This window comes from Rhodobacter lacus, from assembly GCF_042683065.1.
Classification (GTDB): Bacteria; Pseudomonadota; Alphaproteobacteria; order Rhodobacterales; family Rhodobacteraceae; genus Rhodobacter; species Rhodobacter lacus.
Genome location: NZ_JBHUIX010000002.1, coordinates 131,500 through 144,092, shown reverse-complemented (window position 1 = coordinate 144,092; position 12,593 = coordinate 131,500). Strand labels below are relative to the sequence as shown.

At 66.7% G+C, this 12,593-nt stretch carries 14 protein-coding genes; 2 read left to right on the top strand and 12 right to left on the bottom strand.

The genetic code is table 11. The annotated features are described in order from the left end of the window. Positions 1-59: 59 nt before the first annotated feature. Genes ACFSM0_RS01425 through argB form a run of 3 tightly spaced genes read right to left on the bottom strand, consistent with a single transcriptional unit; the run spans position 60 to position 2,079 of the window. Positions 60-581: a SixA phosphatase family protein gene (locus ACFSM0_RS01425; protein WP_377386048.1), complete on the bottom strand. Its 522-nt coding sequence runs from the start codon at positions 579-581 to the stop codon at positions 60-62. Further along, positions 578-1,144, bottom strand: coding sequence for a ferredoxin (locus tag ACFSM0_RS01420; protein ID WP_377386181.1), 567 nt, complete (start codon positions 1,142-1,144; stop codon positions 578-580). The genes ACFSM0_RS01425 and ACFSM0_RS01420 overlap by 4 nt, the downstream gene beginning before the upstream one ends. Before the next feature lie 56 nt (positions 1,145-1,200). Further along, positions 1,201-2,079: an acetylglutamate kinase gene (gene argB, locus ACFSM0_RS01415; protein ID WP_097068606.1), complete on the bottom strand. Its 879-nt coding sequence runs from the start codon at positions 2,077-2,079 to the stop codon at positions 1,201-1,203. A gap of 127 nt (positions 2,080-2,206) precedes the next feature. Between argB and ACFSM0_RS01410 the strand changes: the two genes are divergently transcribed. Further along, positions 2,207-2,938 carry an SDR family NAD(P)-dependent oxidoreductase gene (locus ACFSM0_RS01410; protein WP_377386045.1) on the top strand — a complete coding sequence of 244 codons (732 nt, stop codon included), beginning with the start codon at positions 2,207-2,209 and terminating at the stop codon, positions 2,936-2,938. Position 2,939: 1 nt separating this feature from the next. Here ACFSM0_RS01410 and ACFSM0_RS01405 read toward each other — a convergent pair whose 3' ends face one another. Continuing rightward, complete coding sequence (locus ACFSM0_RS01405; protein WP_377386042.1) at positions 2,940-5,129, bottom strand: heavy metal translocating P-type ATPase; 2,190 nt, start codon at positions 5,127-5,129, stop codon at positions 2,940-2,942. Between the two features lie 91 nt (positions 5,130-5,220). Here ACFSM0_RS01405 and ACFSM0_RS01400 point away from each other — a divergent pair, with 91 nt between their 5' ends. Next, positions 5,221-5,658 carry a MerR family transcriptional regulator gene (locus ACFSM0_RS01400; RefSeq protein ID WP_377386040.1) on the top strand — a complete coding sequence of 146 codons (438 nt, stop codon included), beginning with the start codon at positions 5,221-5,223 and terminating at the stop codon, positions 5,656-5,658. 7 nt (positions 5,659-5,665) lie between these two features. On the opposite strand, the gene yihA is transcribed toward ACFSM0_RS01400, so the two are convergent. The 8 genes from yihA to rpmH form a co-directional block, all read right to left on the bottom strand. Then, positions 5,666-6,316, bottom strand: a complete 651-nt coding sequence (gene yihA, locus ACFSM0_RS01395) for a ribosome biogenesis GTP-binding protein YihA/YsxC (RefSeq protein ID WP_377386037.1) — start codon at positions 6,314-6,316, stop codon at positions 5,666-5,668. Further along, entirely contained in the window at positions 6,316-7,071 is a 756-nt protein-coding gene (locus ACFSM0_RS01390) for an MOSC domain-containing protein (protein WP_377386034.1), read from the bottom strand. Before ACFSM0_RS01390 ends, yihA begins: the two co-directional genes overlap by 1 nt. Beyond that, on the bottom strand, positions 7,068-8,954 hold the full coding sequence (gene yidC / locus ACFSM0_RS01385; protein ID WP_377386031.1) for a membrane protein insertase YidC: 1,887 nt from the start codon (positions 8,952-8,954) through the stop codon (positions 7,068-7,070). The genes ACFSM0_RS01390 and yidC overlap by 4 nt, the downstream gene beginning before the upstream one ends. Positions 8,955-9,111: 157 nt before the next feature. Then, positions 9,112-10,674: an EAL domain-containing protein gene (locus tag ACFSM0_RS01380; RefSeq protein WP_377386028.1), complete on the bottom strand. Its 1,563-nt coding sequence runs from the start codon at positions 10,672-10,674 to the stop codon at positions 9,112-9,114. 73 nt (positions 10,675-10,747) lie between these two features. After that, positions 10,748-11,632: a tRNA 2-thiocytidine(32) synthetase TtcA gene (ttcA, locus tag ACFSM0_RS01375; RefSeq protein WP_377386025.1), complete on the bottom strand. Its 885-nt coding sequence runs from the start codon at positions 11,630-11,632 to the stop codon at positions 10,748-10,750. Then, positions 11,625-11,897 carry a membrane protein insertion efficiency factor YidD gene (yidD, locus tag ACFSM0_RS01370; RefSeq protein WP_377386023.1) on the bottom strand — a complete coding sequence of 91 codons (273 nt, stop codon included), beginning with the start codon at positions 11,895-11,897 and terminating at the stop codon, positions 11,625-11,627. Before yidD ends, ttcA begins: the two co-directional genes overlap by 8 nt. Further along, positions 11,894-12,394, bottom strand: a complete 501-nt coding sequence (rnpA, locus tag ACFSM0_RS01365) for a ribonuclease P protein component (protein WP_377386020.1) — start codon at positions 12,392-12,394, stop codon at positions 11,894-11,896. Before rnpA ends, yidD begins: the two co-directional genes overlap by 4 nt. Positions 12,395-12,410: 16 nt before the next feature. After that, complete coding sequence (gene rpmH, locus ACFSM0_RS01360) at positions 12,411-12,545, bottom strand: 50S ribosomal protein L34 (protein ID WP_076483939.1); 135 nt, start codon at positions 12,543-12,545, stop codon at positions 12,411-12,413. Positions 12,546-12,593 lie beyond the last annotated feature (48 nt).

The following is a 12,593-nucleotide window of genomic DNA, read 5'->3' as shown; positions in this document are numbered from 1 at the left end:
TCGGCCCCCCGGGATATTTCGGGCAAGATGAAAGGGCCGCCGCTTCGGGGGCCCTTTTATTACTTGCCGCGGGTGGAGGGGGTGAAAAAGTCGAGCACCGAGCCTTGACCGGGGGCGAGATCGCTCCAGTCCTCGATCTGGAAATCGACGATCAGCGTCGCACAGGTCGGATATTTGCGGAAATCCGGGTCATAGATCGGGCGCGAGGGCAGGCTCGCGGCGAACTCGCCAATGCCGGGATTATGGGCGATCAGCATCACGCTGGAGGCCGTGGCCTTGCGCAGCTCGGCAAGAAGCATCTCCGGGGTGGCCTGATAGAGCGCGTCGATCAGATGCACCTCAGGGCGGGTCTCGATCACCGCAGAGGCAACGCCTTCCCAGGTTTCGCGGGTGCGCAGCGCGGTCGAGCAAAGCACTTCCTCGGGCTCAAGCCCGCGCGAGGCGAGAAAATCCCCCAGCTCGCGGGCGGCGGTTTTGCCGCGGCTGTTGAGGGGGCGGTCCTTGTCGGCCATCGCCGGGTCGTCCCAGCTCGATTTCGCGTGGCGGGTGAGGATCAGGCGACGGTGTCCGGCGGGGGTCATTTGTGAAACTGCCTCATATGCCAAGCGGATTGCTCGGCCAACCTGCCATAGCTTTTGCTCAGGGGGCAAGCCCGGCGCGCAAGGCATCCGCCAGAAAGACAATTTGCCCCTTCGGCGGTGTTAAGAAATGCGTGGCAAGCGGCGGTGTTGTAGCCCTCGGGCCCAAGGGCGGCGACCGGGCAGGCGGTGCGGCAGGGCGCGGCACACTCGGTGCAGGGATGCGGGGCCGGGTCCGGGAGGGGAAGCGCGCCGGGCAGGGCGAGCGCGCCCCGGAGCGAGGCCATCAGCCCCATGCGCACATGCACCATCATGCCGACGGGCGCCGAAAAAGCCTCTCCCGAAGCAAGCGCCCACCGGAAGACGGGCGGGTAGGGCGGCCCATCGGAGGGAAAGATCGCCCGCCCCCCATGCGCCGCCGCGAGCGCCCCGATCACCCGTTTCGACCACCGGTCGAGCGGATCCTTCGCGCCATCGGCAAATTCCGGCTGCGCTGTCACATGGGGCCAGAAGCCGGGCTCGTCGGGGGCGAGAAGCAGCACCGTTTCTGCCCCCTCATGCACCATCCCGGCGACGAACAGACGCTCGGCGCCGAGGGTTTCGAGAAGGGCGGGGGCGAGGCTCACCGCCGCCGCGGCTTCACGCGGGTCTGGGTGGAGCGGATCATCGAGCCCGCGCCATGTTCGGTGAACAGCTCGAGCAGGCAGGCGTTGGGCACCCGGCCATCGAGAATCACCACCGCGCGCACGCCTTCCTTCACCGCCTTGAGCGCGGTTTCGACCTTCGGGATCATGCCGCCGGAGATCGTTTCATCCTCGATGAGCGCCTGAACCTCGTCGGGCGTCATCTGGGTGATCACCTCGCCCGCCTTGTTCTTCACGCCCGCCACATCGGTCAGAAGAAGCAGCCGGTCTGCCTGCAGCGCGCCCGCAATCGCGCCTGCGGCCGTGTCGCCATTGACGTTGAAGGTCTCGTTGTCGTTCACGCCGGTGGCCACCGGGGCGATCACCGGGATCATGCCGGCGGAATAAAGATCGCGGATCACCTGCACGTTCATCTCGACCGGGCGGCCCACAAAGCCCAGCTCCGGGTCATCGGGTTCGCAGACCATGAGGTCATCGTCCTTGCCGGAAATGCCGACGGCGCGCCCGCCCTGATCGTTGATCGCCTGCACGATGCGCTTGTTCACAAGCCCCGAGAGGATCATCTCGACCACTTCGACAGTTGCCTTGTCGGTGACGCGCTTGCCGCGCACCCAATCCGACTTGATGCCGAGCTTCGCCAGCATCTCGTTGATCATCGGCCCGCCGCCATGCACCACGACCGGGTTCATGCCGACCTGCTTCATCAGCACGACATCGCGGGCGAATTCCGCCATCGCGTCATCGTCGCCCATGGCGTTGCCGCCGAACTTCACCACCACCACGGCGCCGGTGTAGCGTTGCAGATAGGGAAGCGCCTCGGAAAGCGTCTTCGCGGTGGCGATCCAGTCACGGTCCATCGTCTGTTTTCTCATCGGCAGCCCTCGGGAAAGTCGGCAACATGGTTAGAGCCAAATGCCCGCTGTGCCAAGGGCATTGCCATTGCCGTGCCGAGGTTTAGGTTGGCCCAAAGCGATGGAGTATGTGATGGACGGACGCAAGGTGATGCTGTTGACGGGGGCGAGCCGGGGGATCGGCCATGCCACGGTGAAGCGGTTTGCGCGCGAGGGCTGGCGCATCATCACCTGCTCGCGTCAGCCCTTCCCCGAGCAATGCCCCTGGGGCGGCGGGCGCGAGGATCACATTCAGGTTGATCTTGGCGACCCCAATGCGACGATCGAGGCGATTGAAGAGATCAAGTCGCGCCTCGACGGGCGGCTGCATGCGCTGGTGAACAACGCGGGCATCTCGCCCAAGGGGCCTGGCGGATCGCGGCTCAACACCATCGAGACAGATCTGCGCACCTGGGGGCAGGTGTTCCACGTGAACTTTTTCGCCTCCATCGTGCTTGCGCGCGGGCTCAAGGATGAGCTTTCCGCCGCGAAGGGGGCTGTGGTCAATGTCACCTCGATCGCGGGCTCGCGGGTGCACCCGTTCGCGGGGGCGGCCTATTCCACGTCGAAAGCGGCGCTGAAGGCGCTGACCCGCGAGATGGCGCATGATTTCGGGCCGATGGGGGTGCGGGTGAATGCGATTGCGCCGGGCGAGATCGAGACCTCGATCCTCTCCCCCGGCACCGAGAAGATTGTCGAGGGCCTGCCCTTGCGCCGCCTTGGCCAGCCGCGCGAAGTGGCCGATGTGATCTGGTTCCTCTGCTCGGAGGCGTCAAGCTACGTGACCGGCACCGAGATCGAGGTCAACGCCGGTCAGCACGTCTGAGTTAGCGCACGCGGCGCGGGTCGTAGCGCAAGAGCCGCAGCGCATTGGCCGTCACCAGCACCGTCGCCCCGGTATCGGCCATCACCGCGAGCCAAAGCCCGGTGAGGCCCGCGAGCGAGGTGACAAGAAAGAGCGCCTTGAGCCCGAGCGCGATCACCAGGTTCTGGCGCACATTTGCCATTGCTGCGCGTGCGAGCCGGATCAGCGCGGGAAGGTCGGTCAACCGGTCCCGGGCCAGCACGGCATCGGCGGTCTCGATCGCCACATCGCTGCCCGCACCAATCGCCACGCCCACATCGGCGGCGCCAAGCGCGGGGGCATCGTTGATGCCGTCGCCCACCATCATCACCCCGCCCTGGGTCGAAAGTGCGCGGATGCGCGCGAGTTTGGCCTCGGGGAGAAGTGCCGCGGCAAAGGGGATCGCGAGCGGGTCCGCAATGGCGCGGGCGGGGGCCTCGGCATCGCCGGTGAGCATCTCGGCCGAAAGCCCGAGCTGGCGGAGCTCGGTAAGCGCGCCCTGCGCCTCGGGGCGCGCGGCATCGGCCAGCGCGATCTGGCCCAGCAAATGGCCCGCCCGGGTGAGCGCCACGACGGTTTCTCCCGCGCGCGCGGTCTCGGCGGCGGCGATGCGCAGGGGCGCGCCCTCCACCTCCGCTTCGACGCCGATGCCGGGCAGCGTGCGGGCCGCGCGTGCGGCGGGGATCGAGAGCCCCTCGGCCCTGGCGCGGGCGGTGATCGCCTTGGCAAGCGGATGAGACGAACTCGCCTCTACCGCCGCCGCAAGGCGCAACAGCGTTTCGGGCGGGGTGCCCGGTTCGGGGAGGAGGGCGGTAACCTCGGGGCGGCCCTCGGTCAGCGTACCGGTTTTGTCGAGCGCCACATGGTCGAGCCTGGCGAGCCGTTCGAGCACCGCGCCGCCGCGGATCAAAAGGCCCTGCCGCGCGCCGGTGGCGAGCGCCGCCGCCATCGCCGCGGGCACGGAGATCACCAGCGCGCAGGGGCAGCCGATGAGCAAAAGCGCAAGGCCGCGGTAGATCCATGTTGTCCACTCCGCTCCGAGTGCAAGCGGCGGCACCACGGCGGCCAGCACGGCGAGGGAGACGACAAGCGGCATGTACCAGCGGCTGAACCGTTCGATGAAGCGCTCAACCGGCGCGCGCGAGGCCTCCGCCTCGGCGACCATGGCGGCGATACGCGCGAGCGTGCTCTCTGCCGCGGGGCGAGTGACGCGGAGCCTCAGCAGCGCCTCGGTGTTGATCGCGCCTGCGGGCACGGCATCGCCCGGGCGCCGCGTCACCGGCAGGCTCTCGCCTGTCACCGCGCTCTCGTCGAGCCCGGAGATGCCCTCGATGATCTCGGCATCAACCGGCGCCCGGTCGCCGGGGCGCAGCCGGATGATCTGGCCGGGGATCAGGCCCGCACTGGCGACTTCGTGGGCATGATCGCCGTGTTCCAGAAGGGCCACCGCGGGCATCTGCCGCGCCAGCGCACGAATGCCGTCGCGCGCGCGCCGGGCTGCGAGCCCCTCGAGCAGCTCGCCGACGGCGAAGAGAAAGATCACCGTTGCCGCCTCGGCCGCCGCACCGATGACGAGCGCGCCGGTGGCGGCCACCACCATCAGCATCTCGATGGTGAAGGGCTGGCGCAGGCGCGCCAGTGCAAATGCGCGCCGCGCCACGGGCCAGAGCGCGATCAGTGCCGCAAGCGAAAACGTTGCGCGCGCGAGCTCTGGCCAGAGCAGCCCCGCGCCCCCCCCCGCCGCAAGGGCCGCCCCGGCGATGCCAACGGCCCGCGCCTTCGGGTTTTGCCACCACGCGGCGGGCTCGGGCGGCTGCGGATTGGCGGGTGGCGGGGCGGAGGCGGGGGGCCCAGCGGTGGGCGGTTCGGGGGCGGCACATCCGCAACCGCCACAGGCGCAGCTCTCGCCGCCCGTGAGGCGCGGCAGCGCTGGTGCGGGGGCACCTTGCCGCCTCATCTGATAGCCAAGGCCGGTGACGATCCGCTCGACCTCTTCGGCGCCAACGCCTCCGGCCGTCAGGTCAAGTGTGAGCCGTTCGTCCATCAGCGCAATCTCGACCCGCGCGACGCCCGGCAGGGAGGTGACGGCGGTGCGGATCTTGCCCGCGCAGGCGGCGCAATCCATGCCGCCCACCCGCCACTCGACCGATTCGATTTGGGAATGTTCTGTCATGTCAACCTCTTGCCTGTCCGCCTGCCCGCCGTCTTGACGGTGACATCAGAAACCCTAGCCTCTCTAGCCACTAGAGATACAAGGGGGGGCGATGCTGACGATCGGAAAACTTTCCACAAGCACCGGGGTCAAGGTGCCGACAATCCGCTATTACGAGGAGATCGGGCTGATGCCCGAGGCGGAGCGCAGCGCGGGAAATCAGCGCCTTTACGGTGCTGCGGCAGCGCATCGGCTGAGCTTCATCCGTCATGCGCGCGCGCTTGGCTTTCCGCTGGAGGCGATCCGCGACCTGCTCGGACTGGCCGATCAGCCCGAAGCCTCCTGCGCCGCCGTCGATGCGATCGCGCGCAAGCAGCTGGCCGCGGTGCGCCAGCGCATTGACCGGCTGCGCGCACTGGAAGACGAGTTGGTGCGGATGATCGGCGCCTGCGCCCATGGTGCGGTTGCGGATTGCCGCGTGATCGAAGTGCTCGGCGATCACCGGCTTTGCGCCCATTCCGATCACGACGGAGCAGACACGCCCGCCTGAGCCCGCCTCAGGCGAGGGTGGCGATGATGGTGCGCAGGGTCTCGATGCCTTCGCCCTTTTCCGAGGAGGTCACGACCAGTTCGGGATAGGCGGCAGGGTGCTTTTGCAGCGCCCCCTTGACCTGCGCGATCACCTTTTCACGCTCGGCCATCGAGATCTTGTCGACCTTGGTCAGCACCACCTGAAAGGTGACGGCAGAGCGGTCGAGCAGGGTCAGGATCTCGTCATCGACAGCCTTGATGCCGTGGCGCGCGTCGATCAGCACAAAGGCGCGGCGCAGCGTGGCGCGGCCAGACAGGTAGCTCTTGAGCAGCGCCTGCCACTTTTTCACCACCGCCACCGGCGCCTCGGCAAAGCCGTAGCCGGGCAGGTCGACGAGATAGGGCCCGCCCTCGGTGGTGAAATAGTTGATCTCTTGCGTGCGGCCCGGCGTGTTCGAGGCGCGCGCGAGGTTCTTGCGGTTCGTCAGCGCATTGATCAGCGAGGATTTGCCGACATTCGAGCGGCCCGCAAAGCAGACCTCGATCCGGTCGGCAGGCGGCAGGCCCGCCATGGCGACAACGCCCTTGAGAAACTCCACCGACGCGGCAAAAAGCAGCCGGCCACGTTCGCGGCTGGCATCATCGGGCTCCGGCGCAAGGGTGAAATCCATCTGCATCAAAGCACCTCCACTGCGTCACCGCGCGCGATCTCTCCGCCGTCGATCACCGTTGCATAAAGCCCGAACAGCGTATCGCCGTTGAGCCTGTCGAGCCATTCGAGAGTGGCAAAATCCTCTTGCCCGGTTTCCGGGTTGGCGCAGGTGGCGCGGCAGCGGGTGATCGGCATCGCCACCTCCAGCACCGCCGTGCCAATGCGCAGCCTGCGCCCGATCAGAGCGCGCTCGGCCCAGGGCTCCCAGCCCGCAACCCAGAGATTGCCGCGGAAGCGGTGGCGCGAGACGGAGGCGCCCGCCGCCTGCCCGAGCGCCTCGAGCGAGGCCATCGAGAGCAGCGAAATATAGGGCTCTTCCATATCGGTGAAGGCCTGCCCCTCCAGCCGCTCAAGCGCGCGCGGCGCGGGGCGGCTTTCGGGCCAGAGCGGGCGCAGCCATTCGATCAGCTTCACCTGATCCTCGGGGCGGGTCGGATCAAGGCGCAGGTGCCACAGATCGGGATGGGTCAGCTCGATCGTGCCATCCGCATGGGTCTTCGCCTGCACCGCCATCAGCGCCGGCGCCGCAGCCCCGCGCACGAAGTTCATCTTCTTGGCCCATTCGGTTGCGGGATGCGCGAATTTCGCCCCCTCGTGAGAGAGTGCAAAGACCCGGTCAAAAGGCAGAGCGCGCCCCCTTGTCAGGGGCGCGCTGCGGATCTCCTCATAGCCGATCGACTTGATCGGATGGCGGAGAATATGGGCAAGATGGCCCGTCATTTTTTCGGCGGTTCCGCGCCGGATTTCTTGCGGAAACTGGAGACGATATTGCCGAAGAGGTCGGGCCGTTTGCCGTGCAGCGTCATGATCGAATACTGCTGGATGAAGGTGATCGTGTTGTTCGCGATCCAGTAGAGCACGAGGCCCGAGGCAAAGCTGCCCAGCATGAACATGAAGATCCACGGCATCCAGGCAAAGATCATCGCCTGGCTCGGATCGGTCGGCGCCGGGTTGAGCTTTTGCTGGAACCACATCGAGATGCCAAGCAGGATCGGCAGCACGCCGAGGCTGAGCACGAACAGGAACGAGCCGGGCTCGGGCGTGGCGATCGGCAGGAGCCCGAACAGGTTCAGGATCGACGACGGGTCCGGCGCCGAGAGATCCTTGATCCAGCCGACCCACGGCGCGTGGTAAAGCTCGATCGTGACGTAGATCACCTTGTAGAGCGAGAAGAAGATCGGGATCTGCAAGAGCACGGGCAGGCAGCCGGCGGCGGGGTTGATCTTCTCCCGCTTGTAAAGCGCCATCATCTCGCGCTGCATCGCCTGCTTGTCGTCCTTCACCCGCTCCTTGAGCTCCTCCATCTTGGGCTGGATCTCTTTCATCTTCGCCATCGAGATGTAAGAGGTGCGCGCCAGCGGGAACACGATCAGCTTGATGATCACGGTGAGCGCGATGATCGCCCAGCCCATGTTGCCAAGCACGGCATGCAGCCAGTGCAGCAGGCGGAACATCGGCTTGGTCAGGAAGTAATACCAGCCCCAGTCGATCGAATCGACGAAACGGGTGATTTGCGGGCGGTTCGGGTCGACCTCATCGCCAAGCAGGCTGTCGAGCCAGCCCGGGTTGTTCTGGTAATGCGCGATCGCTTCCCATTCCTTCGCCCCGGCAAAGAGGCGGGTGGTGACCGAGCTGGTGGCGCCAGCGGCGATCACTTCGGCCGGAAGGCGCGTCTCGGTCTGGTAGAGATCGGCAGAGGCGACATATTTCACCACCGAGGTGAACTGGTTCACATCGGGGATCAGCGTCGTCATCCAGTATTTGTCGGTGAAGCCGGTCCAGCCGTTTTCGGTGGCGGTCAGGATTTCGGCCTGACCTTCGCCGGCGACCTCATCCATCTTGGTGATGTTCTTGTATTTGATCTCTTCGAGCTTGCCGTCGGTCATCCGCACCGCGCCCTCATGGAGCACGTAGACATGATTGCCCTTCGGGATGCCGTGGCGCGCAATGATGCCCCAGGGCGCAAGGCTCACCGGGGCGGTGCCGTTGTTGGCAACCGTATCGGTGACGGTGAAGAGATATTGCGTATCAACCGCGATGGTGCGGGTGAAGGTTTGCCCGGCGCCGTTGTCCCAGGTGAGCACAAGCGGCGTTTCCGGGGTCAGCTTCGCGCCTTCGGGGGCGGTCCAGAGCGTTTTCGGCCCCGGCACCTGCGTGGCGTTGAGCCCGGCCACGGGCGACCAGCCGTTGAGCACATAATAGGGATTCGCGGCGTTGAGATCGGTGCCGCCCACAGGCGCGAGGAGCCGCACCAGCGGAGAGCTCTCGTCGAGGCTCACATGATATTTCTTCAGCGAGAGGTCATCGAGACGCGCGCCCATCAACGAGATCGAGCCGGTCAGCTCGGGCGTGTCGATCTCGACGCGCGGCGCCTCGGCAAGGCTGGGCTGGGCGGCTGCCGCATCGGGCAGGGCCGGGGTCGCGGTGGTGGCCACCGGGGACACCGCGCCTGCGGGCGGAACGGTCTCGGTGCCGGTGGCCGTTGTGGCGGCCTCTTCCTCGGGCACGACAGGCGGTTGCGGCGGGAAGAACACCGTCCAAACGACGATGACCAGCGCCGACAGCACGGTCGCGAGCATGAGGTTCTTGTTCTGACTGTCCATAGGCGTACTTTTCCCCTGCGGATCCGGGTTCGGCCCGGTTCAACAGAAGGGGCGGCGAAAGGTCAAGCGCTTTCGCGCCCGGCGCGGTGGGCTTTGCCTGCCAAAGCCGGTGCCGGGCCGCTGAGCGCGGCCCCGGCAGGGTGTTTGCGCAGGTGGTTCAGGCGCCGCGGCGCCCGTCCTTGCGCGGCACGCGAGAGAGCCGGGCCTCGTGGCGGGCGAGCCATGCGCCGCTTTCCTCCAGCGGCAACGGTTGGGATATTGCCTTGCCTTGCACATGGTTGCAGCCGAGTTGCGCGAGCATCGCATGCCCCCCGATCGTGGCCACGCCATCGGCCACAGTCTGCAAGCCGAGCCCTTCGGCAAAGGAGACAATCGCGGCCACAAGGCGTTGCTGCTCGGGATCGCGTTCGACATTGGTCACAAAAGAGCGGTGCACACGGATTCGCTCCGCCCCGGTGCGACGCAGCGCCGCCACCGACACCGGCCCGTTGCCAAAGCCCGCCAGTTCGATCCGGCAGCCGAGTTTCGCGCATTGCGAGACATTGCGCCCGATCACCTCGTCATCGAGTTTCGCCGTCACATCGTGATCCAGCACCAGCCGGATTCGCTCCGGGGCGATGTCGAACCGGTCAAATTCCCACTTCAGCTTGTCAAACAGCCGCGGGTCGGCAACTTGCGCCATGCCAAGCGGCAGGCTTACCGGGCCGGGCGCGAGCGGCAGATGCTCCCAATCCCGCAGCGCGTTAAAGCATTGAAACAGCATCACTTCGTGCAGCCGCATCTGCAGGCCTGCGGCCTCGATCGCGGGCCAGATCTCCTCTTCGCCAAGCACGCCGCGCTCGCGGTCAAGCCAGCGCGGGGTGGCCTGCATGCCGGAGACCGTCCCGGTATCGGTGCAGATCTGGGGCTGGAAATAAGCCACGATTCGCCCCTCTTCGAGCGCCGGGCCAATGGCCGCGGAAAGCGCGTTTTGCGCCTGTGCCGCCTGCCGGATTTCCGGCGTGAAGGCGCGGATCGCGCCGGGGCCGTTGCGGCGGGCCTCGTCGGCGGCGGCTTCGGCGGCGGCAAGGATCGCCTTGCCGGTATATTCGGGCGCGCGGCTGAGCAGGCAAAAGCCGACGTGGCTCGTGGTGTTGATCGAGCGTGCCGAAATCGAGAAGGGCACATCGCAGGCAGCCTGCAACCGGGCCGAAAGCTGGATCATGCTTTCCAGATCGGGGCGCTGGGTCGGCGTGAGGATGATGGCAAAGCGCTCGCGTTCCAACAGGGCGATTCGGTCGGAATTGCGCAACACGCCGCGAATGCGCTCGCTGAAGGCATCCAGAAAAGCGTCAAATTCGGGGCGGCTCATCTGCCGGCGCAGGGCCTCTGCATCGTCGAGGCCAACGATCATGCAGGCGGTGCCTCGCCCGGCGTCGAGCGCCTCATGGATCGTCTCGTCAAGCATGGCCTCGGCTTCGAGGCGTTGCGGCATCGGCGGGGGGGCTTGCGCGTCTTCGGCACCGGGCGTCAGCATCGGGCGGCTCATCCAGGCGACGATCAGCGCGGTGATCCCCACAAGCGTGAAGCCCTCAAGCCCGAACCACAGGCTTGCAAGCCCCGCGGCGGGCAGAAACGCGACCATCTCGCGACGCAGCAGGATCGGTCCGGCCAGCCGCTTTTGGTTGGCGCGACGGAATTTGAACAGATTGGCGGTTTTTTGCCCCCGGAATTTCTTCATCTCGGCCCTCGTACCCAGCGAGGGGATTCCCCCTCCAGCACGGGCACCCTAGGGCGGCTTTCTCAGCACAGAGTTAAGAATGGTCCCTTAAATTCGGGATGTTTTCGCTCAAATCCGTCGCATTGGGCGCGCCGCCGCGCAGCAACCCGGCGAAGTCGAACACCTGTGGATCGGCCAGATGCGAGGGGCGCACGTTCATCAGCGCGCGGAACATCACCTGACGACGGCCGGGGCTGCGCGCCTCCCATCCGTCAAGGATCTGCTTCACCTGCACGCGCTGCAGCCCGTCCTGGCTGCCGCAGAGATTGCAGGGGATGATCGGGTAGTTCATCGCCTTGGCGTAACGGTCGCAATCGGCCTCGGCAACGAAGGCGAGCGGGCGGTAGACGAACAGATCCCCCTCCTCGTTCACAAGCTTCGGCGGCATCGTGGCGAGCCGCCCGCCGTGAAAGAGGTTCATGAAGAAGGTTTCGAGGATGTCATCGCGGTGATGGCCCAGCACCACGGCCGAACAGCCCTCCTCGCGGGCGATTCGGTACAGGTTGCCCCGGCGCAGCCGCGAGCAGAGGCTGCAATAGGTCTGCCCCTCGGGGATCTTTTCCTTCACCACCGAATAGGTGTCCTGATACTCGATCCGGTGCGCGATCCCCATCCGGGTGAGGAACTCGGGCAGCACCGTCGCCGGAAAGCCGGGCTGGCCCTGATCGAGGTTGCAGGCGAGCAGCTCAACCGGCAGGAGCCCGCGCCATTTGAGCTCGGTGAGCACCGCAAGAAGCGTGAAGCTGTCCTTGCCGCCGGACAGGCAGACCAGCCAGCGCGCGCCCGGCTCGATCATGCCATAGGTCTCGATCGCGTCGCGGGTCTCGCGCAACAGCCGCTTGCGCAGCTTTTTGAATTCGGTCGTTGACGGTGCGCCCGTCAAAAGCAGCGGCAGCGCGGCCTCGTCTTCGTCAAACATCGGCGTGGTCCTTGCAGCGGCGGCCTGTGTCATGGGCGGGGTCGGCGCCGGGCACCGGGTCATAGCCATGCCCGCCCCAGGGGTTGCAGCTCAAAAGTCGCTTTGCCGCAAGCCAGCCGCCCTTGAGCGCGCCATGCCGTTCAAGCGCCTCGAGCGCATAGACCGAGCAGGTCGGCTGATAGCGGCAGCCATTGCCGAGCCAGGGGGAAAGAACGAGCCGGTAAAACCGCACCGGCAGCGAAAAGACATAAGCGAGCGGCGTCATTTTCCCCTCCGGCGGCCCTTCTGGCCGGGCTGCGGCGGGCGGGGTTTCAGGCTGCGCCCGGCGTGGATGTCACGGATCGCCTTGGCAAAATCACTCTGCAACTCGGAGAAGGGGCGACTTGCCGTCGCCTCGGGGCGGCCAACCAGCACGTAATCCCAGCCGGGCAAGCCAAGCGCGGGCAGGCCAAGCCGCGCCACCTCGCGCAAGCGCCGTTTGGCGCGGTTGCGCGCCACGGCATTGCCGATCTTTTTCGAGCAGGTAAAGCCGACGCGGATAACATCCGCGGGCGGCGCCTCTGCCGCGCCGCGCAGACGCGCCTGCAGCAGGAACCCCGGCAGGGCGAGGCGCTGCGCCGACGCGGCCCGCAAAAAATCCGCCCGGACCCGCAACACCACGATTCGCGGTGCCGGGGAGGCGGGCGGACAAACGGAAACCGCCGGGGCGCTTCCCGCACTCCGACCATCGCGGTCAGTCGCAGGAGCCTCCGGCGGTGTCATGTTTCAGGCCGATGCCTTACGCCGACAGAACCTTGCGGCCCTTCGCGCGGCGGGCATTGAGGACCTTGCGGCCGCCTTTGGTCGCCATGCGGGCGCGGAAGCCGTGGCGGCGGGCGCGCACGAGTTTCGACGGCTGGTAGGTGCGTTTCATCGCGGTTACTCCGGTTGTCTCATCGGTGGGACACCCTGAACCCTGCCG